The following is a 25,919-nucleotide window of genomic DNA, read 5'->3' as shown; positions in this document are numbered from 1 at the left end:
GGACTTTATGAGCGGAAAAACCGAAACGCCAGAGGCGGCACACCCAGACAGCACCGGCACGGTTGCCGATGCCTATCGTGGTAATTGGGTGGACCGGATCGCGCCTGCGTGGTCGCGCCCCTTCCTGCGACTTAGCCGCGCAGATCGCCCGATTGGAACGTGGTTGTTGTTGCTGCCCTGCTGGTGGGGAATTGCGCTGGCCGCTGCCCATACCGGCGGGTTCGTCTGGCGTGATCTGTGGCTGGCTTTGGGGTGCGCGGTTGGCGCGTTTTTGATGCGCGGTGCGGGCTGCACTTGGAATGACATCACCGACCGCAAGATCGACGCGGGCGTCGCTCGCACCCGCTCGCGCCCGATCCCCTCGGGGCAGGTCAGCGTCAAGGCGGCGCTGGTCTGGCTGGCGCTTCAGGCGGCGATTTCCTATGCAATCCTGCTGACCTTTAATGCCCCGGCAATTTTGCTGGGGATCGTCTCGCTTGCGCCGGTTGCGATCTATCCGTTTGCCAAGCGTTTCACTTGGTGGCCGCAGGTTTTCCTGGGGATTGCGTTTAACTGGGGCGCGCTTCTGGCATGGGTGGCGCATACCGGATCGCTATCTTGGCCGCCGGTGCTGCTCTATCTTTCGGGGCTGGTCTGGACGCTGTTTTACGACACGATCTACGCCCATCAGGACAAAGAGGATGACGCGCTGATCGGGGTGAAATCCACAGCGCGGCTGTTTGGCGATGACAGCGCGAAATGGCTGGGCGGGTTTCTGATCACCTCTGTCTCGCTGATGAGCATCGCGGTGCTGATGGCGCTGTTGCCAAACGCCGGGCCGCTGCGCCTTGCCCTGTCGCTTTGCGCGCCTTGGGCGATGGGCTGGCACATGCTGTGGCAGATGCGTAATCTTGACATCGACAATCCCGATATTTGCCTCGATCTGTTTCGCTCCAATCGCAATACGGGGCTGCTGGGCGCGCTGTTTCTTGCCATTGGCGCAATCGTGTAGACTCCTTGCGATTGATCCCCGCCCTCCCGCACCTTAAAGAATGAGCAACCAAGTCCGCCGGGGAGGAAATCTAACAAATGCGCTCGCGCAGTACGCTCATGACCATTGCGGCTTTTGTTATTGCCCTGATCTTGTCGATGGTAATCGCAGGTGGCTCTGCCACCGTGATCGAAAAACGCACGAAATCCGAGGTGCGCCTCGCGATGGAAACCAACGACCACGGTTGGATGCAGGTCCAGACCGACGGGTTGCAAGTCATCCTGAACGGAACGGCCCCCACCGAGGCAGAGCGCTTTCGCGCCGTTTCGCTGGCAGATAAATATGTCGACAGCTCGCGCGTGGTGGACAATACCGATGTCGAAAACACCGCAGCGCTTAGCCCGCCGCCGTTTTCCATGCAGATGCTGCGCAATGAAAACGGGATCTCGCTGATCGGGCTGGTGCCAGTGTCGGTCGATCGCAAGGCAATTGTCGAAAACCTGAAAAAAGTTGCGGGCGATGAGGGCGTGACTGATCTGTTGGAAACCGCCGATTATCCGGTGCCTGCGGGTTGGGACGAGGCGATGAGGTTCGGGCTTAGCACGCTGGAGACGCTGCCGCGTTCCAAGGTGTCGGTGCAGGCCGGTAAGGTTTCAGTCGAGGCGATCACCGACAGTCCGACCGAACAAGGCCGGGTCGAGACCTCGCTGGCACGTCGCCGCCCCGCCGACCTTAAGCTTGATTATGATATTTCCGCGCCCCGTCCAGTGATCACGCCGTTTACGCTGCGCTTTTTGATTGACGCGGACGGCCCGCATTTCGATGCCTGTTCCGCCGATACTGACAAAGCACGCGATCAAATTCTGGCAGCGGCCCGCGCGGCTGGGGCGAAAGGCACGCTAAGCTGCACCGTCGGGATGGGCGTGCCCTCGACCGATTGGGCCAAGGCCGCGAGCATGGCGATCTCCTCGCTGGGGCAACTCGGCGCAGGGAGTGTCACCTTCTCGGATGCGGACATCGTCTTGGATGCGAAATCCACGGTCGATCAGAAAACTTTTGACGACGTGGTGGGCGAGCTGGAATCCAATCTGCCGACAGTGTTTTCGCTTAAAGCGACATTGGAACCCAACGCCACGGCAAAGGCCGCAGAGGCGCAATTCACGGCGATCCGCGATGGTAAGGGTAACGTGACCCTAAAGGGGCGCGTTCTGGATGCGCGCCAACGTGAAGCGGTCGAAAACTATGCACGTGCCCAGTTTGGCCACGATCAGGTCCACGGCGCAACGCGCGTCGATGCAGCCTTGCCCGCAGGTTGGCCGGTGCGCACATTGGCCGGTCTTGAGGCGCTGACGATGCTGCATGATGGCACGCTGGTCGTGACCGCCAAAGAGATCAGCGTCAAAGGCACCACCGGCGATGCGCAAGCCTCGGACAAGATCGCGCGTTTGCTGACGGGTCAGATCGGTGGAGACGTGCAGATGGATCTGCAGGTGAAATATGACAAGCGGCTGGATGAAAAACTGGCCCTGCCCGATGGCAAGGAATGTGTAAGTCGCCTGAACGGCTCGCTGGCTAAGGCCAAGATCAACTTTGATCCGGGCTCGGCTCAGGTGTCAGAAGATAGCGTCAAATCACTGGATGCGCTGGCGGCGGCGATGAAGAACTGCACCGAATTCCGGATGGAAGTGGATGGCTATACCGACAATCAGGGCCGCGCCGAGATGAACTTGCAGCTCTCGCAAGAGCGCGCGCAAGCGGTGCTGAGCGGGCTGCTCGATCGCGGTGTTCTGACCGGCAATCTGGTCGCCAAGGGCTATGGCGAGGACCAGCCAATTGCCACTAACGACACCGAAGCCGGGCGCGAACAAAACCGCCGGATCGAATTTGTGCTGCTTGATGAGACACCTGTGGACAACGGTCTGGATGAAAGCAGCCAAGGCACCGACACCGCCGAGCCGCAATGGAACGGTTCGATCACAGATGATGCAACAGCCGCTCCGGGCGATGATGGTGCCCCCGCTGCGCAAGAGGCACAGCCCGACGCTGCCAGTTCGGAAGCGATACCGGTTGAGACGCCGGAAACCGATACACCACGCCCCCGCAGCCGCCCCGCGGATCTGGATAAGAAGGGTTAAGAGGACAGCATATGAATAGAACCGAATTTGTTATCGCCACTGCAATCACCCTCTTTGTTGCCTTCGCACTTGGCTGGTTTGCCTCATGGTTGATTCATCGTCTGACCCGCGTCAGCCGCGCTGATATGGGCGAGCTGGAACAGATGGCCCAAGCCTTGCATGAGGCCGAAGAGAACCGCGACCAGACGCTCGCCTATTACGAGCATCGCGAGGCGGAGTTGAGCACACAGCTCAACCAATCCGAAGCAGAGCTGCGCGCCGCAATGGATGGCCTGCGCGATGCCCGCCATGAGGCCGAAGAGTTGCGCGCCTATATCGAACGGATGCAACAGGCTTAAGGCGGCCAGCGCCCACAGAAACGATCTCAGCCCAGCCACGCAAAAGGCCGCCCCCGAAGAAGCGGCCTTTCGTATATAAGCGCAGGGGTGCCTTATTTCTTGTCGTCATCCTCGTCGTCTTCATCATCCTCTGGCAGGTTGAAGAAGCTATCGGCATTCGAGAAATCTTTCTTGTCGTCCTCGTTCTCATCCTTGAGATCGGACGAGGTGAAGTTCTCAAGCCCCGCAATCGAACTGGGCAGGCGCGGCTCGTCGGGCATGCCCAAGGACTGCTCGGTCGAGACCAGTTTGCGCCGTTCATCATCGCTCATCACGCCCTCGGCCGAGGATTTCTTGGCAGCTTTCTGCACTTCGCCGTCCAATTCGGTCTGACGGCACAGGCCCAGCGCGACCGGATCAATCGGCGTCATGCTTTGGATGTTCCAATGCGTGCGCTCGCGGATCGACTGGATCGTCGGTTTGGTGGTGCCCACGAGGCGCGCGATCTGCGCATCGGCCAGTTCGGGGTGGAATTTCACCAGCCACAAAATCGCGTTCGGGCGATCCTGACGTTTGGATAGCGGCGTGTAGCGCGGGCCGCGGCGTTTATCCTCGCCCACGGCGGCGGCGTTGAATTTCAACTTCAGCTTATACAGCGGGTCCGCTTCGGCCTTGTCGATTTCGGCCTGATCAAGCTGGTTGGCGGCGACCGGGTCTTGGCCTTTCACGCCAGATGCCACATCGCCATCAGCGATGCCTTGCACCTCAAGCTCGTGCATGCCGCAGAAATCCGCGACCTGTTTGAAGGTGAGCGTCGTATTGTCCACCAGCCACACGGCGGTGGCCTTTGCCATGAGGGGCTTGTTCGTCATCGCGGCCATCCTTTACATATCTCTCCCAGGCCGAGAAACCGGCTGCGGCGAAGGACGTTCCCTGCCGCGGTCCATTTCTGGAAGGGGAATTGAGGCCCATATAGTCGTTTGCGCGCCCGGAGAAAAGAGAAAATGAAAGCCCTTGTTCTAGCTGTTACCCTGATACTAAGCGCAACGCTCGCCCATGCCGATGGTGGGAAGGCGGGAAATTTCGACTATTATGTGCTGTCGCTCAGCTGGTCACCCACGTGGTGCGCCACGACAGGGGACGCGCGCCACTCGCCACAATGCGACGCGCGCAACGATTTCTCATTTGTTCTGCATGGGCTTTGGCCGCAAAACGAACAGGGCTGGCCCAGCTATTGCCACACCACCGCGCGCGACCCGTCCAAGACGCAAACCGCCCAGATGGAGGACATCATGGGTGCGCCGGGCACGGCTTGGTATCAGTGGAAAAAGCACGGGCGCTGCGCCGGGCTTTCGGCCAGTCAGTATTTCGAGACCGCGCGCAAAGCTTATGACAGCGTGGTGATTCCCCCGGTCTTCGCCCACCTCAAACGCGACGTAAAACTGCCCGCTAAGGTGGTGGAGCAGGCATTTCTGGAATCCAACCCCGATCTATCCGCCGATGAGGTCACAATCACCTGCAAACAGGGCCGCATCCAAGAGGTCCGCGTCTGCCTGCGCAAAGACCTAAGCCCGCGCCGCTGTGGCGCAGACACAATTCGCGATTGCACCCTCAGCGGCGCGTTGATGGAGAAAGTGCGCTAGGCCGAAATCCAATCTTCGGCCTGCTGACGTTCGGCTAGCGAAAACAAGCGCACCTCGCCGGGGATCATTGGGGCAAAGGCGCGCATCCCCAGCCTGATCCATTCCACATCAGTCACCAGTGCAATCTTGCTGAAATCGCCCAGATGCGTCAGCCCGACTTTGGTGTCATCCCAAGCCGCGCCCAGCGTGAACCCGTCAAAGCTCTCGCCGATGATATAAAGCAGCTTGACCTTGCCAAGCGCGGAAATCTTGTCTTCGATCGCAGGGATCAGCACCGTCTCATAGGCTTGGGCATCGACCTTGCCACGCGCCTCGACGGCCAGAACGGGGTCGGAAAATCCGTCTAGAATTTTGAATCCATCGCTCATCATTCACCTCCTTTGGCGGGATCAACCGCCGGCTACCTCCAACACGATCTTGCCGATGTGCTGGCTTGATTCCATGCGGGTATGCGCCATCGCGGCCTGTGCCAGCGGATAGGCGCTATCATGGATCACCCGCAGCTTGCCCGCGCTGATCATCGGCCAGACATGCGCGCGCAATTGTGCCGCGATTTCGGCCTTGGCCGCGTCAGATTGCGGGCGCAGCGTCGATCCGGTGATCAACAGGCGGCGCATCATGACCTGTGCAAAGTTGATCTCAGCTTTGGGGCCTTCGAGAAAAGCGATCATCACCATCCGCCCGTCATCCGCCATCGCCTTGATATTGCGCGCGATATAGCTACCGCCAACCATGTCGAGGATCAGATCCGCGCCACCCTCGGCACGCAGAATATCAACGAAATCGCCAGTCTTGTAGTTGATCGCACTCGCGCCCAGCCCCTCGCAAGCAGCGCATTTCTCGGGACTACCCGCAGTGGTGAACACCCGCGCGCCCAGCGCCTTGGCAATCTGGATCGCGGTCGTGCCGATGCCGCTGGAACCACCATGCACCAAGAACCGCTCGCCAGCCTTGAGCCCGCCGCGCATCACTACGTTAGACCAAACCGTAAAACAGGTCTCGGGGAGGCACGCCGCCGATTTCAGATCAAGCCCGACGGGCACCGGCAAAGCATGTTCGGCAGGACAGGTCGCGTAATCGGCATAGCCGCCACCCGGTAACAGCGCGCAAACGGCATCACCGACCGCCCATTGCGTGACACCAGACCCCAGTGCCGCGACACGCCCTGAACATTCCAACCCCGGCAGATCCGAGGCACCGGGCGGGGGGCGATAGGCCCCTAAACGTTGCAGCGCATCAGGGCGATTGACGCCGGCATAGGCCACCTCGATCAAGATCTCGCCGTGGTGCGGCACTGGCACGGCACGCGAAGATTGCACCAACACATCCGGCCCGCCAGCTTCGGTAATTTCAACGCAGCGCATCTGTGCAGGCAGGTTCATCAGCGCGCCTCCTTTCCCGGCATGTCGTCGCGCGGTTTTGGCGCACGGATCGTCCCAAGGATTTGTGTTGCGAAGGGCAGTTTCAACAGCTTGCTCTTCACTTTTTCGAATTGCATCACGCCTTCGATACGGCGATCGAGAAACTCCCAAGTCTTGGCGTGATCGTCACTTGTGTCACCCATCCAATAAAGCACGGTCGACGAATAAACGCCCGACAGCGTCAGCCGCTTGGAATACCAATTATAATCCTCGCTTTGATCGCCCAAGGCGCGCCAGATCTTGTCACAAGTCTCCCAGACGAGTTTCGACCCCGTCGCCGCATTGTGGGGCAGCGCAAACACCGCAGCACCGCGCCGCACGAGTTCAGGATCGCTTACCTCAAGACGAAACCGCACCGCCGTGGCGATCCGGTCGCGAAATTTCATCCCCGACAGGTCGGCCTCGGTCAGCTTTTCCAGCATCAGCGCATCGCCCTCGCGATGATAGGCAACCGCCAAATCAACCGCCCCGCGCGGGCAAATCACGCGCGCCAAGCCCGAATCGATCCCCAGATCAGCCACGGCGGCGCGAAATGAGGGCTCGGACCAGCCATCAAAGGGCACATGCGGCTTGATCACGGTTAATAGCTCGGCGCGGGCGCGGTCCATGTCGATATGATCGTTTTTCATCGCGTTTCCTCTGTTGGCGGCAGTAGACAAGCCAGCCTTTCCCCCCTATATGGGGCGCTCCTGCAAGCAACTGCAACTCTAACTTAGGAAGGTGGTGACACCACATGCAGGTCAGCGTTCGCGACAACAACGTCGAACAGGCGCTTCGTGCTCTGAAGAAAAAACTTCAGCGCGAGGGTGTGTTTCGTGAAATGAAGCTCAAGCAACATTTCGAGAAGCCCTCCGTCAAAAAAGCGCGCGAGAAAGCCGAGGCCGTTCGTCGTGCCCGTAAATTGGCACGCAAGAAGGCACAGCGCGAAGGCGCGCTCTAAGCGCCTTTACGCCGCTTGAGGCGTCTGAAAATGCTGGCGGGCTTGCCCGCGCTGATGACCCCCGTGGCTTCGCCGTCGGGGGTTTTTGGTTTTCCAAACCCCGCACCGCCGATTTAACCTTGCCTAAACCCTTGCATCGCCTACCCTCTCCCCACGCATTGGCTCTTAAGGCTGGAATCGTTTTCAATCATGCCCGATGTCCGGCCCGTCATACATTTGCTTGGTCTCATCCTTGCGGCGTTGGGCGCGTCAATGCTGCTGCCGATAGTGATTGACCTTCACGACGCCAACCCGAATTGGCAGGAATTCCTTGAAGCTGCGATTGAAACGATACTGGTGGGCACCCTGCTTGCGATGGCGACGCGCGGTGAAAGCAATGACGGGCTAACCACCCGGCAAGCCTATCTTCTGACCGCCGCGATCTGGTTGGCCGTGCCGCTGTTCGCCTCTCTTCCCTTCATTGAGGGCGCGCCGCATGTCACCTTTACAAACGCCTATTTCGAGGCCGCTTCAGGAATCACCACCACCGGCTACACCGTTTTCACCGATCTTGATGACCTGCCGCGCTCGGTGCTGCTATGGCGCGCGATGCTGAACTGGTTTGGCGGGCTTGGTATTGCCTTTGTCGCGATGATTTTCCTGCCGGTGCTGCGCATTGGCGGGATGCGTTATTTCCAGACCGAAGGATTTGATACGCTGGGCAAGGTGATGCCGCGCGCCCGCGACATCGCGAAATCGCTGCTTTGGGTTTACGGCGCGCTGACATTTATCTGCGCTGTCAGCTACGCCTCTACCGGCATGACCCCTTTCGATGCAATTTGCTACGCGATGGCGACGCTTGCGACGGGGGGATTTGGCACCCATGACACCAGCTTCGCAGGCTTTCCGCCCGCCGCACAATATGCCGGGACGTTTTTCATGCTCGCCTCGGCGCTACCGTTCATTCGCTACGTCCAGTTTGGCCACGGCAATCTGCGCCCGTTTTGGGAGGATCACCAAGTGCGCGCCTTTCTACGCTGGTTCGCGATTGCCTTGGGTGCCTTGCTGATCTGGCGCTACCTGCATCGCCAAGGCACATTCGAAGAGGTGTTGCGCGACAGCAGTTTCAACCTGTCCTCGATTATGACAGGCACCGGATTTGGCACCTCGGACGTGACCCATTGGGGCAGTTTCGGCGTGGTGCTGGTCTATTGGGTCGGGCTGATCGGGGGCTGCACCGGATCAAGTTCCGGCGCGCTTTCGGTGTTTCGCTGGCAGGCGCTGGCGGCGGTCATCCGCACCTCGGTGCGCCGGTTACATGCTCCGCATCGGGTGATTTTACCACGGCTCTACGGCAAGGTTCTTGAGGAAGACGTGCTCTCCTCACTGATCTTGTATTTCACAGGCTACATTCTGGCGCTTGGCGTGATTTCGGTCGCGATCTCGATGACAGGTGCCGATTTCATCTCGGCGCTGTTTGCCACTTGGGGGGCGCTGGGAAATATCGGGTATGCCGTCGGACCACTTAGCGCCAGCAGTGGCACGATGGCCGAGTTTTCCAATACAGCGACATGGCTGATGACGCTGGCGATGTTGCTGGGACGGATCGGGATGCTAGCAATCCTCGTGCTCTTCCTCCCGCGCTTTTGGCGCGCCTAAGTCAAACCGGCAGCGCGGTCGTCCATTGCACGCATTTCAGCGAAAAACTTGACTGGATCTGCATTACGCCGGGCAGGCACGCCAGTTTGGCGCGATGCAAACGCGCGAAATCTTCGGTGTCTTTGGCGACGACCTTCAGCAAATAATCCGCAGATCCCGCCATCAAATGACACTCAAGCACTTCGGGCACTCTTTGCACCTCGCGTTCAAAGGCGGCAAGGATTTCATCCGCCTGCCCCGACAGCTTGATCTCGACGTAGATTACCGTTGTACGCCCCATCTTACGCGCATCCAAAAGCGCCACATAATCACGGATATACCCCTCTTCCTCCAGCCGCTGCACACGCCGATGACAGGCCGAGGGCGAGAGGTTCACCCTCTCGCTCAGGTCGGCATTCGAGATTCGTCCCGACTTTTGCAACACCGTCAACAACCGACGGTCTGTCGCGTCCAATTTGCCGTCCATGCAAGTTCCTGTCGATTTAGGCTGTCTTGACCGAAGATATCGGCGGCGCGTCCCGGCAACAACCGATTATTGGCAAACCATTGCCGCGCGACGAAACTCATAATGACTTACGGACGTTACACGACCATCGGAGGAGGAAACGCGATGAAAATCGGAACGGTGCGTGAAATCAAAACACGCGAATATCGGGTCGGGCTGACACCAGCTGCGGCCCAAGAAGCGGTGGCACATGGCCACGAAGTCCTTGTCGAGGCGGGCGCGGGGTTGGGCGCGGGCTTTGAGGATGCTGATTACGAGGCGGTGGGTGTCAAGATTTCGCCCGACGCTAAGGCTGTTTTTGAAGCGGTCGACATGATCGTAAAGGTCAAAGAGCCGCAAGCGGACGAGCGCGCGATGCTGCGCAAAGGTCAGATCCTGTTCACCTATCTGCATCTGGCCGCAGATGAGACGCAAGCGCGCGAGTTGATGCAATCGGGCGCAACCTGCATCGCCTATGAAACCGTGACGGCCAAAGACGGCACACTGCCGCTGCTCGCACCGATGTCGGAAGTTGCCGGGCGGCTTGCACCGCAAATGGGTGCTTGGTCGCTGCAAAAAGCCAATGGTGGGCGTGGCGTTTTGATGGGGGGCGTGCCCGGCGTGCCGCCCGCCAAAGTTGTCGTGATCGGCGGCGGCGTGGTCGGCACGCATGCGGCACGCGTGGCCGCTGGGATGGGAGCGGATGTGACGGTGCTGGATCGCTCGTTGCCGCGTCTGCGCTATCTCGATGACACATTCGCGGGGCTGTTTCGCACCGCCTATTCGTCGAAAGCCGAGACCGCCGAGTTCGTGGCCGGGGCCGATCTGGTGATTGGCGCGGTGCTGATACCGGGGGCGGCTGCGCCCAAATTGGTGACGCGCGATATGTTGAAAACGATGAAGCCGGGCGCTGCGATTGTTGATGTGGCGATTGATCAGGGCGGCTGCGTGGAAACCTCGCACGCGACCACACATGATGATCCGATCTATGAGGTCGACGGCATTGTGCATTATTGCGTGGCGAATATGCCCGGCGCGGTAGCGCGCACGGCAACGCTGGCGCTGTCGAATGCGACCCAACCCTTTATGCTGGCACTTGCCGATAAAGGCTGGGAACGCGCCTGCGCCGAGGACCCCCACCTTGCCGCCGGACTTAACGTGCATGACGGCCAGATCACCTATCCTGCGGTGGCCGAAGCGCTGAACCTACCGCTCAGCAAAACGGAAACGCTGCTGCACGCAGCACAGTAAAACGACAAAAGGCCCGGGGCTTTCCCGGGCCTTGGTCAATCAGTGTTAAGTCGACTTATTTTTTCAAGGAATCGCGAATTTCAAGCAAGACATCAAGCTCGCTCGGACCGGTCGCCACTTCGGGCGCGACGTCATCTGGTTTTTCTGCGGCGGATTTGACGCGGTTCACCATCTTGACCAGCATGAACACCACGAAAGCGATGATCAGGAAGTTGATGACGGCCATGATGAACGAGCCGTAGGCAAAAACCGAAGCCCCCGCATCGCGTGCGGCTGCAAGACTTGCCCCAGCGGGAACCTCGCCAGACAGCACGGCGTATTTATTGGAGAAATCGATCCCACCAGTGACCAAACCGATGATCGGGTTGATCAGATCACCCACCAGCGAAGTCACGATTGCGGTAAACGCGGCGCCGACGATAATGCCGACCGCCATATCCATTACATTGCCCTTTGCAATGAAATCCTTGAACTCTTGAATCATTCTCTGCCCCTTAGAGATAACCCGAACCGGTTTCGAGCAGGAAAACGTTAACATAGATTAACCGCGCATGGCGAGTTTCCATCTATGTTCACCCCCTTCTGAGACTGAGCGTTCCGTTACTAGCCTGCCAAGAGCCCCTATTGCCCGGGCGTTGATCTGCCAGTGGTATGAAACATCTTCAGCACTACTTTTGTCTCACGCCGAATTTGACCCAGATTTCAGGCGTGCTGCGAAAAGGCTTCTCTGCCACCCTGCGCCGCAAGACAATCCAACCGCGATGCGCCGCAGCCGTAGTGTCGCCCAGCGCGCTTAATGTCGCCGTGCCCGTGCGCGCGCGACCAAGCGCCCCGCAACCCAAGCCGCGCAATACGTATTGGTGACAGGCGCGACGGGCGAAATATCAAGCGCCTCACCTGAGGATACCTCATACAGGCGCGCGCGGGCATCCGATCGTGCTGCCATCGCGATCTCTTCGGGTGAGCATGCCAGCCCCTCTTGCGCCAATGCAATCGCCTCATCAGGGGCGATATTGGGATTGAACGGGACTTCAATCGCCGCAGGGTCATCAAGCCATGCCTTAAGCCGCGTTTGCACCGCTGCGATCCGGGCGCTGGCAAGATCGCGTTGATCGGCGCGAAACGCGCGTTCCAGCGGTAGTGTTTCTGCCAGCGACGCCCTCTCTTCGCGCAAATTCGCTGCCGCATCGCTTAAGGCCGCCGCCTCACTCGCCGCACACTCCGCAGCATCGGCCTCACATGCGGCAATCATTCCGTCTATGACCGTAATACGGTTTTGCGCAATCATTTCGGCAGCTTCAGCAAAAGCAAGATCGCGCGCGGCAAGGCGCAATTCATCCAACGCGGCTTCGATCGGGTAGGCCCCACCGAATTCTGCACGCGATTGGTTTGGACCAGCATCGGCCCAGTAAGCATCTTGGAACATGGCAGCGTCCCTCCTATGGCAGCATTTGCACGCTGCCACGAGAGAGTGAACAAGGAGTGAACAAATCGCGAGAAATCAACCTAGAGACGATTGAACGTCTAAAATTCTAGGATTTTTCTGTTAGAACTTTTTTCAACGGGTCAAACATTGCGTTATTCGCTGCAATCACCGAGCCAGATTCAAAGATCGTGCGGCCCTCGCGCAGGGACGACACAAAGCCGCCCGCCTCTTTCACCAGAATCAGCCCAGCCGCGATATCCCAGGAATTCAGCCCGCGCTCCCAATAGCCCTCATAGCGCCCCGAGGCGACATAGGCCAAGTCCAGCGACGCCGCGCCCCAGCGCCGCACACCGGCACATTGCGGCATCAAACGCGCAAGGTCTTGCAAGGTTGCTGGCAGGGTTGCTTTGCCACCAAAGGGCACTCCGGTCGCAAAGATCGACTCGATCATTTTATGACGCCCAGAAACCCGCAAGCGCGTTTCATTCATAAACGCACCAAGGCCTTTTTCGGCGTAATACATCTCATCCTTGGCAGCATCAAACACCACGCCCGCAATCACATCGCCCTTGTGTTCCAGCGCGATCGAAACGGCCCAATGGGGTAAGCCGTGCAGGAAATTCGTAGTGCCATCAAGCGGGTCGACGATCCAGCGGCGGGTCGGGTCTTCGCCCTCTTCCTCGCCGGTTTCTTCGCCCACCCAGCCATAAGACGGGCGCGCGGCGCGCAGGTCTTCTTTGATGATCGCCTCGGCCTCGCGGTCGGCTTTGGACACGAAATCACCCGGCCCCTTGGTCGAGACCTGAAGGTTTTCGACCTCGCGGAAATCCTTGACCAACGAGCGGCCCGCCTTGCGCGCGGCCTTGATCATCAGGTTGAGGTTTGCGCTGCCTTGCATCGGGGGCTCCTTCGGCTGTCAAGCGGCTGCCTTACAAGGGTTGCGCGCGGAATCCAAGAGCCTGCGCGCCGCCCCCGTCACGCGCGCTGCAATTTCACCGGCTCTGAACGCGCCAGCCGCAGGAAATGGGCCATGAAGGGCTGGGTCGCGTCTTCGACCCGAGTGGCGGCGAACAGGCGTTTCGTCAGGCCCTGCGCTGTCACCGGGCGGGTGATATAATCGGGCTGATATTTCACCTCGCGCAGCACCCAGTCGGGCAGCACCGACACCCCCCGCCCCGAGGCCACAAGCATCAAGATCACCGCCGTCAGCTCGACCTTGCGCTGCACTTTGGGTTCGACCTTGGCGGGCGTCAGCAATTGCGTAAAAATGTCGATGCGCGCGCGATCCACCGGATAGGTGATCAGCGTCTGATCGGCAAAATCGGCGGCCTCGACAAAGGGTTTCGCCGCCAGCGGGCTATTGGCGGGGGCCACCAGCGTGGGGGCGTAATCGAAAAGTGGGTTGAACTGCACACCGGAGATCTTTTCGGGATCTGACGAAATCACCAGATCGACCTCTTCGCGCGCCAAGGCAGGCAGGGCGTTGAAGGCAAGTCCGGGGCGAATATCGACGTCGATTTCGGGCCAAGCGTGACGGAATTTCTCCAGCACCGGGAACAGCCAGTCAAAACAGGCGTGACATTCGATCGCGATATGCAATCGCCCCGCGCGGCCTGATCGCAGCGCGTCGAATTCAGCCTCGGTCGCAGCGATTTCGGGCAGGATGCGCTCGGCCAGTCGCAACAGCTTCATGCCCGCCGCCGACAGCTTCAGCGGCTTGGAGCGGCGCACGAACAGCTCGACCCCCGTCTGATCCTCCAGCCCCTTGATTTGGTGAGAGAGCGCACTTTGTGTTATGTGCAAAACGTCCGCCGCCCGTGCGAGCCCGCCGGCATCATGAATCGCCTTGATCGTGCGCAGGTGACGGAACTCGAGATGCATCTTGTGGTTTGGCTCATAACAATTGTGAAGATTATGAGTTTGTCTCACACCCGCCGATCTGACACAAGAGACCGAACAAAAGGAACGCCGCCATGACCACGCCGAGAATCAGCTTCGAATTCTTCCCGCCCCAGACGCTGGATGCGTCCTTTCGGTTGTGGGAAACGGCGCAACTTCTGGCCCCGCTTCAGCCTGAATTCGTCTCTGTCACCTATGGCGCGGGCGGCACGACGCGCAAATTGACCCATGAGGCGGTGGGCGCGATTCATAAGAATTACGGGCTCAATGTGGCGGCGCACCTGACCTGCGTTGAGGCCACGAAGGCCGAGACGATGGACATCGTAAATGCCTATGCCGAAGTCGGCGTGACCGAAATCGTCGCGCTGCGGGGCGATCCACCCAAAGGGTCGAACGGCTTCACCCCCCATGCTGATGGGTTCGCCTCTTCGGTCGAGTTGATCGAGGCACTGGCCGAAGATGGCCGTTTCACCATTCGTTGCGGTGCCTATCCCGAACCTCATCCTGAAGCCACTGACAATCTGGCCGATGTGCGCTGGCTCAAGCGCAAGGTCGAGGCGGGGGCCACCAGTGCCATCACTCAGTTCTTCTTTGAGGCCGACACGTTCTTCCGCTTCCGCGACGCCTGCGTGAAAGAGGGGATCACCACCAAGATCATCCCCGGCATCCTTCCGATCCAATCCTGGAAAGGGGCCAAGAAATTCGCTCAAAGCTGCGGCACCTCAATCCCCGCTTGGGTCGAAGAGGCGTTTGAGGCGGCAACCCGCGATGATCGCGAACAGTTGCTGGCAACCGCGCTGTGCACGGAGCTTTGCGACAAGCTGATTGAGGGCGGCGTCGAAGATCTGCATTTCTACACGCTCAACCGCCCGACCCTGACGCGCGATGTGTGCCATGCTTTGGGTGTGACACCCGAGACAGTTCTCGAAAACGTCGCCTGAGAGACCATCGGCGCAATCTGAATCGGGGGGCCGCGCGCCCCCCTTTTTCGTGCCCGCTAGCGTCGTGACGCAAGGAAAAATCACGCATGTCCTTGGCATTGCCAAAACCGGCGCTAGCCTGTGACGCAACCAGCAGGAGACACCAATGCCCGATCCCATTTACGCCGAAGGCCCCGAAGATTTCCTCGCGCTTGACGAGGTTCTGAGCATATCTGGGCTCGACTACATTCGCAAAATGGCGGCGGGCGAAGTGCCCTCACCCACCGTGCAACGGTTGATGGCCTATAAGATCACGCAGGTCGAGGAAGGCCGTGTCGGGTTGCACGGCACACCCGCTCATCCGCAAACCAATGGCTATGGCGGCATTCATGGCGGTTGGTATGCGATGGTGCTGGACACCGCGATGACCTGCGCGGTGATCACCGGCCTGAAACGGGGTCAGACCCAGACTACGCTAGAGTTCAAGGTCAACCTGATCCGCGCGATCAAACCGGGCACCGAGGTGATCGCGGTCGGCACACTTGATCATATCGGGCGCTCAACCGGTGTCGCGCGTGGCGAGATCCGGGGCGCGCAGGACGGGCGACTCTATGCTACTGGAACCGCCACCTGTTTCGTGATGACTCCCTGACGCCGGGGGCATCGGCGCGGGCGTGACCTTTTCGGAGAGGTACATATCCTCGCGCATCAGACGCGGGCGCAGGATCGCTTTCCATTTCCCCGGGCGGGTCAGCACCACCGTCTCGTGCAAGCTTTCGCTCGGATCGCGCCCGACCATGCGCGGCGCGCGCAGCAAGGAGAACTTTCCCCAGCCGCGCCAACTGCCCACTGAGGGCGCGTTGACATCGCGGGGAAAGGCCTCTTGCCAGTCCGGTGGCAGCGACAGGCCCAGCGCCTCGGCCTTTTCCAGCATCCAGACCAACGGGATATTTGCCAAGGGGCGCGCATCCTCGAAATGCGCAAGCTGCCCGCCGATGTCACCGTGACAGCCGCGAAACCAGACCTGCTCGATCCGCGACGCCCCCGTTCCCTCGCAATCCCAGATCAGAGGCTCCAGCACTGATCGCGTTTCATCCAGCGCCAGCGCCTGATAGCCGTGATGCACGCTTTCGCCCAGAATATGGCTGTGAAACCGCGCGCGGCGATCATTCAGCACCCAGAAAAACGGTAGCCGCACGCCCAGAGCCGAAACGGTATCGAACGCGCCCACCATCTCTAGACGCACCGATGGATGACACAGCCCGTCGCGAAAACCCTGCATAATCGGCGCAGGCGTTGCCCCCTCATAATGGCGCCATGCCGTCTTGGTGTTGCGTTCAATCGCCACGTCAGCGCGCAGCAACCCCACACGTTCAATCATCCCCGCCAACGAGCGCGCCGCGAAGGCCCCGCGCGAATAGCCGATCAGGAAAATCCGATCGCCGGGTCGATAGCGCATCGCCAGCCAGCCATAGGCGCGCAAAATCTGTCGGTTCACCCCCCAGCCGAACCAAACATCAGACGTATCATGCCATTCGCGCCATTGCAGTCCCTTGCCGTAATAGACCGAGGCCGTCGGCGCAGCCCGGCGTAAAAACCGGTAGATAATCCCGATCGAGGTCATCCGATCCGAGCGCAAACTGCCCATCGTGCCATCCAGCAGCAGGACATGATCGACCGACCCACGCCCGCGCGCGGCAGTGCGCGCCTCGGGACGGGCTTTGTCGTGCCGGCGGAAAACCGACATCACCCTGTCAAACAGCCTCCGCACCACGCCCCCTTCCGAGACAAATGAAAAACCTTGCCCCACTGAGTGTAAGGCAAGGTTGGTTAATTTTCATTGTCTTTGTCGGGACGCGCCCGTCAGAGCTTAGAAATCAAGGCTAAGGGCCGTGACCACTTCAAGCTGACCAAAGCCGTTAAAGCGCGTGTTGGTCGCGCTCGAATAGGCCCCCATACCCTGAAAGACAATAAAATCGCCCTCGGCCAGATCCATCGGCAGCGCCATTTCTCCCGGCATACGATCCACCGAATCGCAAGTCGGGCCAAACACAACGCGCGGCTCGCCAGGCTCATGCCGAAACTGACCCTCGGGCGAGATCACCTGAACGCGGTCGATCACACCGATCAGCGGCATCTCGGCCAGCCCGCCATAGACGCCATCATTGAGGAACACATGCGCCCCGTCGCGCACCGCTTTGACGCGCGTGACATGCACGAACGCATCACCGACCAGACCACGACCGGGTTCGCAAACCAGCGCAGGTTGCGCCGCACCGAATGCCTCGTCCGCGACCCGCTCGATCAGCGCAAAAATCTCTTCGAGTACCGGAGCCGGACCCTGCGTGCGATGGTTCGGAAACCCGCCTCCGACATTGAGACGCGCGATTTGCACGCCTGCATTGCGCGCGATCTCGGCAGCGGCGCGAATATAGGCATCCCACGCCATCGGATCGGTGCATTGCGTGCCCGGATGGAAGGTCAGCGAAGGAATGAACCCCGCCGCTGCCGCACGCGACAACAACACAGAAGCCATTTCTGCAGTCGCCCCGAACTTCGCGCCAAAGTTATAGGCGGCACCCGATACCGGTAACTTGAAGCGCACGGAAATTTCGCACCCCTCGGTCGGTACCATCTCGATCAGTTTTTCCAACTCCGAGATCGAATCCACCGACCACGTTTTTACATTCATCTTCACCGCAAAAGCGATCTCGTCACGCCCGCGCACCGGGTTGTGGTAGTGCAGCGCAGCAGAGGGCGCGAGGCGACGGATCATCGCAATCTCGGCGGGGCTAGCGACATCAAAGCCACGAATTCCAGCCGCGATCAGATTCTCGACAACCATCTCATCGGGGTTGGATTTCACCGCATAGGTCACGAGTCCCGGAAAGCCGCGCATGAAACGGCGCGCCGTGGCTTGCAGCACGGTCGGCGCGAACACCAGAACCGGATGATCCGGCTGCTTGGTGCGGATGACTTCAACGGGGTTCGCCCAGATCGTTTTCGACAGTCCCATCGGCTTGCTCCTTGCCATATGAGTGGCAGCCACCTCTTGCCCCGAGCGGGTTGGGAGAGCGCTTACGCGTTTCAACCAGTCCGCAGGCAAGGTACGTATGAGCCGCCCTTTTCCTGTCTTTCGATAGTCCGCGATATGCGGCACGTTTTCACCAGATGAAAGAACAAAAATGTTGCGAAACTTCGTTAGAATGACGAAAGTGCCGGTCAATTTGTAAGGTATGGCTATGGATGAGCTAGATCAGAAGATTCTCGGCCTGCTTTCGGCCGATGCGCGGATATCGCTGGCGACGATGGCGCGCCGATTGCGCGTGGCGCGCTCGACCGTGCAGGCGCGGCTGGAGCGGCTGGAAACCAATGGTGTGATCGCTGGCTACACGGTCAAACTGGGCGAGGCTGCCAAGGCCGCGCGCCTGCGCGCCACGGTCCTGCTCGAAATCGATCTGCGGGTGCAGGCTGCGATTTTGCAAAAACTGCGCACCCTGCCCGAAATCGAGCGGATCGTCACCTCCTCGGGGCGGATCGACCTGATGCTGCAAATCGCGGCCAATTCGACACCGCAACTCGACAAGGTCCTTGACGTGATCGGCGAGATTCCGGGCGTCCAGGATTCAGAAAGTTTGATCCACCTGACGACAAAATTCGACCGTGCCGTCTAGAAATCTACAGCGGTTTTTCCATGTCGCGATGCGGAATGCCTGCGTCGTCGTAATCCACTCCATAAGCGGTGAAGTCCAAGCGTTCATAAAACGGGATCGCATAGGTTTGCGCCGACAGGTAGGCGCGTGAACAGCCATGGGCTTTGAGGCGCAGGCAAGACTCGGTGACAAGCGCCGCGCCAAGGCCGGTGCCGCGCGCTGATTTGGCCACGCAGAGGCGCCCGATCTTGCCCGTCTTACCGGCAACGATCAATCGTGCCGTGCCCAAGGGAGAATCGCCGTCACGCGCCAGCAAGTGAATTGCGCCCGTATCGAGATCGTCCCATTCCTCGGGCTCAGAAATACCCTGTTCATCGATGAAAACTGCACGTCGCAGCGAATGACAGGGGGAAATATCGTTAACGGGCTCGATAATCACGCGAAATAGTCCTGCAAAATGCGCGTATAGACGCGTTTAAGGGTTTCGATTTGATCGACCGGCACACGCTCATCAACCTGATGCATACGGTCGCCGACAATGCCGAATTCTACAACCGGGCAGTGGTCTTTGACGAACCGCGCATCCGAGGTGCCCCCGGAGGTGGACAATTCGGGGGTGACGCCGGTTTCAGCCTGAACCGCGTGCGCGACCAGATCGACAAACGCGCCGGGCGGCGTGACAAAACTTTCGCCTGATACATCGGGATTGAGCGTGAAGTTGACGCCCGATTGATCAGTGATTGCGCGGGCCAGCGCCGTCGCCCAATCAATCAGCGAGGCGCTGGTATGAGCATCATTGAAGCGGATATTCACCGTGGCCGTAGCGCGCGCCGGGATCACGTTATTGGCCGGGTTGGCGCAGTCGACGGTGGTGATCTGAACGCTGGAGGGCTGGAAATGTTCGGTGCCGGGGTCGAGCGGTTTCTGCGTCATTTCCCCAAGCAGATCTACCAGCGCATGCAGCGGGTTTTTCGCGCGGTGGGGATAGGCGACATGGCCCTGCACGCCCTCGGCTTCGATGTAGAAGGTCATCGAGCCGCGCCGCCCGATTTTAATCATTTGCCCTATCACCTCGGGGCAAGTGGGCTCACCCACCAGACAGACCGACATCGCTTCCTCTTGATCAGCCATCCAGTCGAGCAGCGCCAACGTACCATCGCGGCCCGGCCCTTCCTCATCCCCGGTGATCGCCAAAATCACCGCACCATCGGGCGGGGTCTCGCGCACGAAATCCAGTGCAGCGGCAGCAAATGCGGCCACGCCCGATTTCATATCCTGCGCCCCGCGCCCCCAAAGAACACCGTCTACGATCTGCCCGCCAAAGGGATCATGGCACCACGCCTGCGCATCGCCCACCGGCACGACATCGGTATGGCCGTTGAAACCAAACGTCTTGGGCGCCCCCTTTGCCCCCCAGCGCGCGAACAGATTGGGTGTGCCATTGCGATCCACGCGCGCACATTCAAAACCGGCATCGGTCAGCAAGGATTGCAGCAAGACCAACGCCCCGCCCTCATCAGGGGTGACCGAGGGGCAGCGGATCAGATCGGCGCTTAGGGCAACGGCATCAATGGTCATTCGCGCTCCTTTTGACATCGCCGATAGAAGTAAAGCGCAAAAGCAGCGCGGGCAATGGCTGTTGCAACACCGCCACCTCTGCTCGCTATTGCGTGACCCAGGGCTCGCAATCACCGTAAAACCTGTCAGTATAAGGAAAAATATAAACGGCCCGAGGCAGGGCAACACGAGCAGGGCAAAAGCCCACATGACATAAACGAGGCCAAATGGCCCGCGGAATGCGGCAATGACCGCAAATGTGTTGCGCTGTCTTCGAGGGGTTCGGGGGCAAAAATGGCAGAGTTGACATATGATCTGAACGCAACCGCGATACAGATGGCGCAGACCATCTTTGGCAGTGGTGTGACGGTAAATTCGGCGACCTATACGGGAGACTCCCGGTCCTCGGCGATTTATAGCGACGCGGATACAATTTCGCCCGGTGTTGCGCCCTCCGATAGCGGTGTCATCTTATCTACCGGTTACGCCGACAGCTTCACGCGCAGCTCGGGCGATGTGAACAGTTCGACTAGCACATCAACGAATACGAGCGGGCCTAGCGACAGCGATTTCAACGCGATGGCGGGCACGACCACCTATGACGCCTCAATCCTTGAGGTGAATTTCACGCCTGTCGGGGATACTATGACCCTGACCTTCGTTTTCGCCTCCGAGGAATATCCCGAATATATCAACTCTAACTACAATGACTTCTTCGGAATCTGGGTCAATGGCACGCCCGCGACGGTGAATGTGGGCGATGGCTCTGCCTCGGTGTCCAACGTGAATGGCGGGGCGAATGACAGCCTCTATATCGACAACACGGGCGACAGCTACAACACCGAGATGGACGGCTTTACTGTTACCATGTCCGTCACCTTTCCGGTCAATGCGGGCGTGCCCAATACGCTTAAGATCGGCGTCGCGGATGTGTCGGATACCTCATATGATTCCAACGTTCTGATCGCGGCGGATAGCGTGCAAACCGCGCTGATTGCGACGGATGACGACTTGCAGCTCAAGCCAGGCAAGATCAAAGAGTTCGACCTAACCCAGAACGATACGAACACGGCTGCCGGCAGCATCACAATCACCAAGGTCAACGGTATCGACGTCGTGGCAGGCGATACGGTCACGCTATCTACCGGGCAGTCGATCACGCTGAACCCTGACGGCACGGTAAGCATCGATTCGGGCGCCGATATCGAACAGACCGCCTTCACCTATACGATCGAAAATTCGGCGGGCGATAGCTCGGTTGGCGTGGTTGATCTCAACGTGGCCTGTTTCGTGGCTGGCACGCTGATCGACACCCCCGAAGGCCTGCGCCCGGTCGAGGTCCTGCGCCCCGGCGATCTGGTGATGACGCAGGATGCGGGCGCGCAGCCACTGATCTGGAGTGGCTCTAAAACGGTGCCGGCGCACGACAATTTCGCGCCGATCCGGTTCAGTCAAGGCACGCTTGGGGCCAACCGCGACCTGCTGTTGTCGCCGCAGCACCGCGTGCTGGTGTGCGATCCGATGGCAGAACTGTTGTTTGATTCCTCAGAAGTTCTGATCGCGGCAAAAAACCTGGTGAATGGCACCACGATCACACGCTGCGAAGGCGGTATGGTCACGTATGTCCATATCCTGTTTGATTGCCATCACATCGTTTTCTCCGAAGGCATCGCTACTGAGAGTTTCCTGCCCGGCCCGATGACGATGGGGGGGCTGGAAGCCGATCTTCAGGCCGAAATCCTGACGCTCTTTCCCGAGCTTTGCCCGCTGACTGGCGACGGCTTTGGGCCACCTGCGCGCCCGCTTTTGCGCAGTTTTGAATCCAACCTCTTGCAAGGTCGCGCCGCATGAGCCGCGCGTCTGGCTGGATTGCCGCGTTCGAGCCCCATCGCGGCCATTACCGTTTTGATGATCGCGTTTTGCCGCCGATATTGGCGCAAGGCACCTTGATGCTGGAATTCACGCTGGTGCGCGACGAAAGCGGGCCGTTGCCGCTGATCCATCTGGAAGATCGCACCGCTGGTTGGCGTGAATTTCTGTCGCTTGGGCTGGATGCACAGGGGCGGATTTCGCTGACTCAACGGCGCGGCGATCAGGTGCATGCGATTTCGCTGGATGCACGTTCCGAGATCATGACCGGCGGGCGGATGCGTCTTAGCTGGCGTTGGGATGGGCCGGGTCGCGAAAGCCTGTTGACGCTCAAGGCGCTGGACCATGGCACGCTGCGCCAACATTCCGGCCACGCGCCGCTGCCGCCCACCCGCGCCGAGGCGATGGCGCTGGTGGCGGGCGATGGTCGCGCCAAGCTTGGTCCGCGCGTGTCGTGGCTGGCGCTGGGCGATCACCTCCACCCGCTTGGGCCGGGCGCATGTTTCGCCCCAGCCACGCCGATCGAAACCCCACGGGGCTCGCGCCCCGCCGCGCATATTCGCGCGGGCGATGAGGTTCTTACAGCCGATGCCGGGCCGCAGAAGGTCGTCTGGGCAGGGCGCGTCACCTTGCCTGCGCTGGGTCACTTGCGCCCCGTTCAACTGCGCGCCCCAGTCTTTGGCAAAACCCGAGATTTGTGGCTTTTACCCCAACATCGGATCGCGCTGTGCGGGCCATCGGTCGACTACATTTTAGGCGAAGAGAAGGTGCTGATCGAGGCACATCACCTCGTCGATGCTTGCACTGCGCTGCAACCGGATCGCCCCGGATTGCTTAGCTGGCAGGGAATTTTGTTGGGTGGACATCACCTGCTGATCGCCGATGGCTGTGAGGTGGAAAGCCTGCATATCGGACGTCTCGCGCGCCAACCCCTGCTGGCGGCGACAACCGCTTTGGCTGAGATCGCGCGCGCTGGCGAGCTGCCGCTGCATCGCAAACCCGTCCTAAAGATCGCCAGCGGATATGAGGCCGCGACATTGGCCGCAGCGCGTCGTCACGGGCGCGGTCCAGTCGCCGCCTAGCCCATCAGCGCGCGGCGCACCAGATTGGCGCCCGCGAGGCCCAGCAGGATCAGTGTCAGGCGGCGAAACAGCACCGGATCAAGGCGATCCTGCGCGCCAAAGCCCAGCCGCATCCCGATCAGCGCTGGCACCACCATTAGCGCCGAAAGCGGCACCGTTTGCGCATTCAACACCCCTGAGGCGAGATGCGATATTGTCAGGATCACCGCGCCAATCATGAATACCACACCTTGAATGCGTACGGCTTCCTGCTTGGGCGCGTGGATCGAGAGCAGGTAGACGATCAACGGTGGCCCCCAGATACCCGAAATCCCGCCATACAGCCCTCCGATTACGCCCAAAATCGTCTCGGTCCGCTTGCGATGATGCACCGGCAGCACCAGTGGCCGCCCCGATAATTGCCAGATAGCAAAGGCGACAATCGGCACGCCCAGCAGCAGATACATCGCGTCTTGCGGTAGGATGCGCACGAAGCTGGCGCTGACCGGGATGAAGATAATAATCATCGCGATGTAAAAACGATAGCTCTGGATCGAGCCCCACGCCGCGCCCACGCCTTGCCGGAACGCCTGAATGAGGTTGCTCACCAAGGTCGGCAGGATTAGCAGCGCTAGCGCGATCTCGGGCGGCAGAAACGAGGCAAAGCTCGACAGCATGATCATCGGCATCGCGAAGCCGACCGCGCCTTTGACAAAGCCCGCAAACAGCGTCACCGCAAACGCCAGACCGATCTGCCAGACCTCCAATCCCGCCATATGTCCCTCCGCAGTTTTCCTGCTTTTAACGCGTGGGGCGCGCGCGACCAGCCCGGCGCGAAGATCAGGCGGAATTGCGCTGCAAAAATCACTCGGAGCATGGTGACGCGGCGACGCGCACGACATTTTAGGTCTTTAATGAAGCTTTGAGCGTATTTTAATTGCGCTGCAGATGCAAAATACCTATGCACTATGCAACTGCAGAATAGGGAGCCGATTCATGGCACATGACGGGGCCGATATGGTTACGACGATCATTCTGGATGACCTTCTAACGCTTAGCGAAGCGACCTTGCCCGAATTGGCGGCGCTTGTCTCGGATGCGACCGAAGCCTTGCGCGCCAAGGCTACCAAGGACGGGCGCATCTCTGGTGCCCTGCTGGAGGCGCATCAGTATCAGGCCCATGGTCTGGCGTGGCTGACGACCTATGAACAATCGCTCAAGCAACTGCATGGCTGGGCGAAGCGGCTGGCCGACGAAGGCAAGTTCGGCGAGATCGAGCAGCTGATCTTGCAGATCGGTTTCGGCGAATATCTCGCCCAAATCGCGGGCGGCATCCAGATGAACCAGGGCGAGATGGTGCGTCTTGCCGATATGGGCGTCTCGTGGACCCCGTCGGACGCTGCCGCCACACTGATTGCCTCGGGCAACAGTAATGGGGCGCGCTTGCGTCTGGTTACCCTGCTTCAAGACGTGCAGGGCCGCTCGATCTTTGGTCAATCCGGGCTGGATGAAGAGCTGGAAATGATCCGCGAGCAGTTCTACCGCTATGCCGAGGACCGGGTGAAACCCTTTGCCCATGAATGGCACCTCAAGGATGAGCTGATTCCGATGTCGGTGATCGAGGAACTGGCGGAACTGGGCGTGTTCGGCCTGACCATCCCCGAGGAATATGGCGGGCTCGGCCTGTCCAAAGCGTCGATGGCGGTCGTGACCGAAGAACTCTCGCGCGGCTATATCGGCGTTGGCTCGCTTGGCACGCGCTCGGAAATCGCAGCCGAGTTGATCATCTGCGGCGGCACCGAGGCACAAAAGGAAAAATGGCTTCCCGGTCTTGCGAGCGGTGAGATCCTGAGCACCGCTGTCTTCACTGAACCCAATACCGGATCTGATCTTGGCTCGTTGCGCACCCGCGCGATCAAGGATGGCGACGATTGGGTTGTCACCGGAAACAAGACTTGGATCACCCACGCCGCGCGCACCCATGTGATGACGCTGCTGGCGCGCACCAACCCCGATTCAAGCGACTACAAAGGTCTGTCGATGTTCTTGGCGGAAAAGACGCCGGGCACCGATGACGCCCCCTTCCCGACGCCCGGCATGACTGGCGGCGAGATTGAGGTGCTGGGCTATCGCGGCATGAAGGAATACGAACTGGCCTTTGACGGCTTCCGCGTGGCGGGTGAAAACCTGCTGGGCGGCGAAGAAGGCAAGGGCTTCAAGCAGCTGATGGAGACATTTGAATCTGCGCGCATCCAAACCGCAGCGCGCGCCGTTGGCGTGGCGCAATCGGCGCTGGAAATCGGCATGCAATACGCCATAGACCGCAAGCAATTCGGCAAATCGCTTATCGAGTTTCCCCGCGTGGCCAGCAAGTTGGCGATGATGGCGGTGGAAATCATGATCGCGCGCCAGGTAACCTATTTCTCGGCTTGGGAAAAAGATCACGGTCATCGCTGCGATCTTGAGGCGGGCATGGCGAAACTGCTGGGCGCGCGGGTCGCTTGGGCGGCTGCCGATAACGCGCTGCAGATCCATGGCGGCAACGGGTTCGCGCTGGAATATCAAATCTCGCGCATCCTGTGTGACGCCCGCATCCTCAATATCTTTGAGGGCGCCGCCGAAATTCAGGCGCAGGTCATTGCGCGCCGCTTGCTGGGCTAACGTCGTTTGAACATAACAAATCGGGCGGTGTCCATCGGGCGCCGCCCTTTGCATTGGCGGCATCTCAGCCACAC

At 59.9% G+C, this 25,919-nt stretch carries 27 protein-coding genes; 13 read left to right on the top strand and 14 right to left on the bottom strand.

Features of this window, described 5'->3' with window-relative positions; translation table 11 throughout:
• Nucleotides 1-7: 7 nt before the first annotated feature.
• The 3 genes from ubiA to ACN0SD_RS02665 all read left to right on the top strand — a co-directional run bounded on the left by ubiA (nucleotide 8) and on the right by ACN0SD_RS02665 (nucleotide 3,443).
• Nucleotides 8-991, top strand: coding sequence for a 4-hydroxybenzoate octaprenyltransferase (ubiA, locus tag ACN0SD_RS02675; protein ID WP_417806662.1), 984 nt, complete (start codon nucleotides 8-10; stop codon nucleotides 989-991).
• Nucleotides 992-1,068: 77 nt separating this feature from the next.
• Complete coding sequence (locus ACN0SD_RS02670) at nucleotides 1,069-3,105, top strand: OmpA family protein (RefSeq protein ID WP_417806661.1); 2,037 nt, start codon at nucleotides 1,069-1,071, stop codon at nucleotides 3,103-3,105.
• Nucleotides 3,106-3,116: 11 nt separating this feature from the next.
• Nucleotides 3,117-3,443 (top strand): hypothetical protein, encoded by a 327-nt coding sequence (locus ACN0SD_RS02665; protein WP_417806660.1) that lies wholly within the window; start codon nucleotides 3,117-3,119, stop codon nucleotides 3,441-3,443.
• A 92-nt stretch (nucleotides 3,444-3,535) separates the two neighbouring features.
• Here the strand turns inward: ACN0SD_RS02665 and ACN0SD_RS02660 are convergent, their stop codons facing one another.
• On the bottom strand, nucleotides 3,536-4,294 hold the full coding sequence (locus tag ACN0SD_RS02660; RefSeq protein ID WP_417806659.1) for a DUF1013 domain-containing protein: 759 nt from the start codon (nucleotides 4,292-4,294) through the stop codon (nucleotides 3,536-3,538).
• A gap of 132 nt (nucleotides 4,295-4,426) precedes the next feature.
• Here ACN0SD_RS02660 and ACN0SD_RS02655 point away from each other — a divergent pair, with 132 nt between their 5' ends.
• The gene (locus tag ACN0SD_RS02655) at nucleotides 4,427-5,065 is read left to right on the top strand and encodes a ribonuclease T2 family protein (RefSeq protein ID WP_417806658.1); all 639 of its coding nucleotides are present in this window, start codon (nucleotides 4,427-4,429) and stop codon (nucleotides 5,063-5,065) included.
• Here ACN0SD_RS02655 and ACN0SD_RS02650 read toward each other — a convergent pair.
• The 3 genes from ACN0SD_RS02650 to ACN0SD_RS02640 are packed head-to-tail and all read right to left on the bottom strand — an operon-like array spanning nucleotide 5,062 to nucleotide 7,115.
• Nucleotides 5,062-5,433: an STAS/SEC14 domain-containing protein gene (locus tag ACN0SD_RS02650; RefSeq protein ID WP_417806657.1), complete on the bottom strand. Its 372-nt coding sequence runs from the start codon at nucleotides 5,431-5,433 to the stop codon at nucleotides 5,062-5,064. The two genes, ACN0SD_RS02655 and ACN0SD_RS02650, sit on opposite strands and share 4 nt — an antisense overlap.
• Before the next feature lie 21 nt (nucleotides 5,434-5,454).
• Nucleotides 5,455-6,447 (bottom strand): NAD(P)H-quinone oxidoreductase, encoded by a 993-nt coding sequence (locus ACN0SD_RS02645; protein ID WP_417806656.1) that lies wholly within the window; start codon nucleotides 6,445-6,447, stop codon nucleotides 5,455-5,457.
• Nucleotides 6,447-7,115 carry a COQ9 family protein gene (locus ACN0SD_RS02640; RefSeq protein ID WP_417806655.1) on the bottom strand — a complete coding sequence of 223 codons (669 nt, stop codon included), beginning with the start codon at nucleotides 7,113-7,115 and terminating at the stop codon, nucleotides 6,447-6,449. The genes ACN0SD_RS02645 and ACN0SD_RS02640 overlap by 1 nt, the downstream gene beginning before the upstream one ends.
• A 104-nt stretch (nucleotides 7,116-7,219) precedes the next feature.
• Between ACN0SD_RS02640 and rpsU the strand changes: the two genes are divergently transcribed.
• Both rpsU and ACN0SD_RS02630 read left to right on the top strand, forming a co-directional pair.
• On the top strand, nucleotides 7,220-7,426 hold the full coding sequence (gene rpsU, locus ACN0SD_RS02635) for a 30S ribosomal protein S21 (protein ID WP_011748553.1): 207 nt from the start codon (nucleotides 7,220-7,222) through the stop codon (nucleotides 7,424-7,426).
• A 252-nt stretch (nucleotides 7,427-7,678) separates the two neighbouring features.
• Entirely contained in the window at nucleotides 7,679-9,064 is a 1,386-nt protein-coding gene (locus tag ACN0SD_RS02630; protein ID WP_417806654.1) for a TrkH family potassium uptake protein, read from the top strand.
• Nucleotide 9,065: 1 nt separating this feature from the next.
• Here the strand turns inward: ACN0SD_RS02630 and ACN0SD_RS02625 are convergent, their stop codons facing one another.
• Complete coding sequence (locus ACN0SD_RS02625; RefSeq protein WP_417806653.1) at nucleotides 9,066-9,530, bottom strand: Lrp/AsnC family transcriptional regulator; 465 nt, start codon at nucleotides 9,528-9,530, stop codon at nucleotides 9,066-9,068.
• Between the two features lie 144 nt (nucleotides 9,531-9,674).
• Here ACN0SD_RS02625 and ald point away from each other — a divergent pair, with 144 nt between their 5' ends.
• Complete coding sequence (gene ald, locus ACN0SD_RS02620) at nucleotides 9,675-10,799, top strand: alanine dehydrogenase (protein ID WP_417806652.1); 1,125 nt, start codon at nucleotides 9,675-9,677, stop codon at nucleotides 10,797-10,799.
• Nucleotides 10,800-10,854: 55 nt separating this feature from the next.
• On the opposite strand, the gene mscL is transcribed toward ald, so the two are convergent.
• The 4 genes from mscL to ACN0SD_RS02600 form a co-directional block, all read right to left on the bottom strand.
• A complete protein-coding gene (gene mscL, locus ACN0SD_RS02615) occupies nucleotides 10,855-11,283 on the bottom strand; it encodes a large conductance mechanosensitive channel protein MscL (RefSeq protein ID WP_417806651.1) in 429 nt (142 codons plus the stop codon).
• A 309-nt stretch (nucleotides 11,284-11,592) separates the two neighbouring features.
• Nucleotides 11,593-12,225 carry a hypothetical protein gene (locus ACN0SD_RS02610; RefSeq protein ID WP_417806650.1) on the bottom strand — a complete coding sequence of 211 codons (633 nt, stop codon included), beginning with the start codon at nucleotides 12,223-12,225 and terminating at the stop codon, nucleotides 11,593-11,595.
• A 106-nt stretch (nucleotides 12,226-12,331) separates the two neighbouring features.
• Nucleotides 12,332-13,123, bottom strand: a complete 792-nt coding sequence (locus ACN0SD_RS02605) for an inositol monophosphatase family protein (protein ID WP_417806649.1) — start codon at nucleotides 13,121-13,123, stop codon at nucleotides 12,332-12,334.
• A gap of 77 nt (nucleotides 13,124-13,200) precedes the next feature.
• A complete protein-coding gene (locus tag ACN0SD_RS02600; protein ID WP_417806648.1) occupies nucleotides 13,201-14,106 on the bottom strand; it encodes a LysR family transcriptional regulator in 906 nt (301 codons plus the stop codon).
• Between the two features lie 92 nt (nucleotides 14,107-14,198).
• Between ACN0SD_RS02600 and metF the strand changes: the two genes are divergently transcribed.
• Both metF and ACN0SD_RS02590 read left to right on the top strand, forming a co-directional pair.
• A complete protein-coding gene (gene metF / locus ACN0SD_RS02595) occupies nucleotides 14,199-15,065 on the top strand; it encodes a methylenetetrahydrofolate reductase [NAD(P)H] (RefSeq protein ID WP_417806647.1) in 867 nt (288 codons plus the stop codon).
• Nucleotides 15,066-15,210: 145 nt separating this feature from the next.
• Nucleotides 15,211-15,696, top strand: a complete 486-nt coding sequence (locus tag ACN0SD_RS02590; protein ID WP_417806646.1) for a PaaI family thioesterase — start codon at nucleotides 15,211-15,213, stop codon at nucleotides 15,694-15,696.
• Here ACN0SD_RS02590 and ACN0SD_RS02585 read toward each other — a convergent pair.
• Nucleotides 15,604-16,791: a DUF2235 domain-containing protein gene (locus ACN0SD_RS02585; RefSeq protein WP_417806645.1), complete on the bottom strand. Its 1,188-nt coding sequence runs from the start codon at nucleotides 16,789-16,791 to the stop codon at nucleotides 15,604-15,606. The two genes, ACN0SD_RS02590 and ACN0SD_RS02585, sit on opposite strands and share 93 nt — an antisense overlap.
• 123 nt (nucleotides 16,792-16,914) lie before the next feature.
• Entirely contained in the window at nucleotides 16,915-18,060 is a 1,146-nt protein-coding gene (locus ACN0SD_RS02580; protein ID WP_417806644.1) for a type III PLP-dependent enzyme, read from the bottom strand.
• 226 nt (nucleotides 18,061-18,286) lie between these two features.
• Between ACN0SD_RS02580 and ACN0SD_RS02575 the strand changes: the two genes are divergently transcribed.
• Complete coding sequence (locus ACN0SD_RS02575) at nucleotides 18,287-18,718, top strand: Lrp/AsnC family transcriptional regulator (protein ID WP_417806643.1); 432 nt, start codon at nucleotides 18,287-18,289, stop codon at nucleotides 18,716-18,718.
• A 4-nt stretch (nucleotides 18,719-18,722) separates the two neighbouring features.
• Here the strand turns inward: ACN0SD_RS02575 and ACN0SD_RS02570 are convergent, their stop codons facing one another.
• Together ACN0SD_RS02570 and dapE are read right to left on the bottom strand one after the other, a co-directional pair.
• The gene (locus ACN0SD_RS02570; RefSeq protein WP_417806761.1) at nucleotides 18,723-19,133 is read right to left on the bottom strand and encodes a GNAT family N-acetyltransferase; all 411 of its coding nucleotides are present in this window, start codon (nucleotides 19,131-19,133) and stop codon (nucleotides 18,723-18,725) included.
• Nucleotides 19,133-20,275, bottom strand: a complete 1,143-nt coding sequence (dapE, locus tag ACN0SD_RS02565; RefSeq protein ID WP_417806642.1) for a succinyl-diaminopimelate desuccinylase — start codon at nucleotides 20,273-20,275, stop codon at nucleotides 19,133-19,135. Before dapE ends, ACN0SD_RS02570 begins: the two co-directional genes overlap by 1 nt.
• A gap of 273 nt (nucleotides 20,276-20,548) precedes the next feature.
• Between dapE and ACN0SD_RS02560 the strand changes: the two genes are divergently transcribed.
• Complete coding sequence (locus tag ACN0SD_RS02560) at nucleotides 20,549-22,105, top strand: choice-of-anchor L domain-containing protein (RefSeq protein ID WP_417806641.1); 1,557 nt, start codon at nucleotides 20,549-20,551, stop codon at nucleotides 22,103-22,105.
• Nucleotides 22,102-23,205, top strand: a complete 1,104-nt coding sequence (locus tag ACN0SD_RS02555) for a Hint domain-containing protein (protein WP_417806640.1) — start codon at nucleotides 22,102-22,104, stop codon at nucleotides 23,203-23,205. The genes ACN0SD_RS02560 and ACN0SD_RS02555 overlap by 4 nt, the downstream gene beginning before the upstream one ends.
• Here the strand turns inward: ACN0SD_RS02555 and ACN0SD_RS02550 are convergent.
• A complete protein-coding gene (locus ACN0SD_RS02550; RefSeq protein ID WP_417806639.1) occupies nucleotides 23,202-23,960 on the bottom strand; it encodes a sulfite exporter TauE/SafE family protein in 759 nt (252 codons plus the stop codon). The two genes, ACN0SD_RS02555 and ACN0SD_RS02550, sit on opposite strands and share 4 nt — an antisense overlap.
• 220 nt (nucleotides 23,961-24,180) lie before the next feature.
• On the opposite strand from ACN0SD_RS02550, the gene ACN0SD_RS02545 reads away from it, so the two are divergent.
• Nucleotides 24,181-25,845 carry an acyl-CoA dehydrogenase family protein gene (locus ACN0SD_RS02545; RefSeq protein ID WP_417806638.1) on the top strand — a complete coding sequence of 555 codons (1,665 nt, stop codon included), beginning with the start codon at nucleotides 24,181-24,183 and terminating at the stop codon, nucleotides 25,843-25,845.
• The last annotated feature ends 74 nt before the right edge of the window (nucleotides 25,846-25,919 follow it).

This window comes from Thioclava sp. (assembly GCF_048263065.1).
In the GTDB taxonomy this organism is placed as follows: Bacteria; Pseudomonadota; Alphaproteobacteria; order Rhodobacterales; family Rhodobacteraceae; genus Thioclava.
This window is presented reverse-complemented; position numbering and strand designations above follow the sequence as displayed.

Bases quoted from the DNA above. Each gene is read 5' to 3' on its own strand.
- ubiA (WP_417806662.1), top strand. From the start codon at position 8: ATGAGCGGAAAAACCGAAACGCCAGAGGCGGCACACCCAGACAGCACC.
- ACN0SD_RS02670 (WP_417806661.1), top strand. From the start codon at position 1,069: ATGCGCTCGCGCAGTACGCTCATGACCATTGCGGCTTTTGTTATTGCC.
- ACN0SD_RS02665 (WP_417806660.1), top strand. From the start codon at position 3,117: ATGAATAGAACCGAATTTGTTATCGCCACTGCAATCACCCTCTTTGTT.
- ACN0SD_RS02660 (WP_417806659.1), bottom strand. From the start codon at position 4,294: ATGACGAACAAGCCCCTCATGGCAAAGGCCACCGCCGTGTGGCTGGTG.
- ACN0SD_RS02655 (WP_417806658.1), top strand. From the start codon at position 4,427: ATGAAAGCCCTTGTTCTAGCTGTTACCCTGATACTAAGCGCAACGCTC.
- ACN0SD_RS02650 (WP_417806657.1), bottom strand. From the start codon at position 5,433: ATGAGCGATGGATTCAAAATTCTAGACGGATTTTCCGACCCCGTTCTG.
- ACN0SD_RS02645 (WP_417806656.1), bottom strand. From the start codon at position 6,447: ATGAACCTGCCTGCACAGATGCGCTGCGTTGAAATTACCGAAGCTGGC.
- ACN0SD_RS02640 (WP_417806655.1), bottom strand. From the start codon at position 7,115: ATGAAAAACGATCATATCGACATGGACCGCGCCCGCGCCGAGCTATTA.
- rpsU (WP_011748553.1), top strand. From the start codon at position 7,220: ATGCAGGTCAGCGTTCGCGACAACAACGTCGAACAGGCGCTTCGTGCT.
- ACN0SD_RS02630 (WP_417806654.1), top strand. From the start codon at position 7,679: ATGCTGCTGCCGATAGTGATTGACCTTCACGACGCCAACCCGAATTGG.
- ACN0SD_RS02625 (WP_417806653.1), bottom strand. From the start codon at position 9,530: ATGGACGGCAAATTGGACGCGACAGACCGTCGGTTGTTGACGGTGTTG.
- ald (WP_417806652.1), top strand. From the start codon at position 9,675: ATGAAAATCGGAACGGTGCGTGAAATCAAAACACGCGAATATCGGGTC.
- mscL (WP_417806651.1), bottom strand. From the start codon at position 11,283: ATGATTCAAGAGTTCAAGGATTTCATTGCAAAGGGCAATGTAATGGAT.
- ACN0SD_RS02610 (WP_417806650.1), bottom strand. From the start codon at position 12,225: ATGTTCCAAGATGCTTACTGGGCCGATGCTGGTCCAAACCAATCGCGT.
- ACN0SD_RS02605 (WP_417806649.1), bottom strand. From the start codon at position 13,123: ATGCAAGGCAGCGCAAACCTCAACCTGATGATCAAGGCCGCGCGCAAG.
- ACN0SD_RS02600 (WP_417806648.1), bottom strand. From the start codon at position 14,106: ATGCATCTCGAGTTCCGTCACCTGCGCACGATCAAGGCGATTCATGAT.
- metF (WP_417806647.1), top strand. From the start codon at position 14,199: ATGACCACGCCGAGAATCAGCTTCGAATTCTTCCCGCCCCAGACGCTG.
- ACN0SD_RS02590 (WP_417806646.1), top strand. From the start codon at position 15,211: ATGCCCGATCCCATTTACGCCGAAGGCCCCGAAGATTTCCTCGCGCTT.
- ACN0SD_RS02585 (WP_417806645.1), bottom strand. From the start codon at position 16,791: ATGTCGGTTTTCCGCCGGCACGACAAAGCCCGTCCCGAGGCGCGCACT.
- ACN0SD_RS02580 (WP_417806644.1), bottom strand. From the start codon at position 18,060: ATGGGACTGTCGAAAACGATCTGGGCGAACCCCGTTGAAGTCATCCGC.
- ACN0SD_RS02575 (WP_417806643.1), top strand. From the start codon at position 18,287: ATGGATGAGCTAGATCAGAAGATTCTCGGCCTGCTTTCGGCCGATGCG.
- dapE (WP_417806642.1), bottom strand. From the start codon at position 20,275: ATGACCATTGATGCCGTTGCCCTAAGCGCCGATCTGATCCGCTGCCCC.
- ACN0SD_RS02560 (WP_417806641.1), top strand. From the start codon at position 20,549: ATGGCAGAGTTGACATATGATCTGAACGCAACCGCGATACAGATGGCG.
- ACN0SD_RS02555 (WP_417806640.1), top strand. From the start codon at position 22,102: ATGAGCCGCGCGTCTGGCTGGATTGCCGCGTTCGAGCCCCATCGCGGC.
- ACN0SD_RS02550 (WP_417806639.1), bottom strand. From the start codon at position 23,960: ATGGCGGGATTGGAGGTCTGGCAGATCGGTCTGGCGTTTGCGGTGACG.
- ACN0SD_RS02545 (WP_417806638.1), top strand. From the start codon at position 24,181: ATGGCACATGACGGGGCCGATATGGTTACGACGATCATTCTGGATGAC.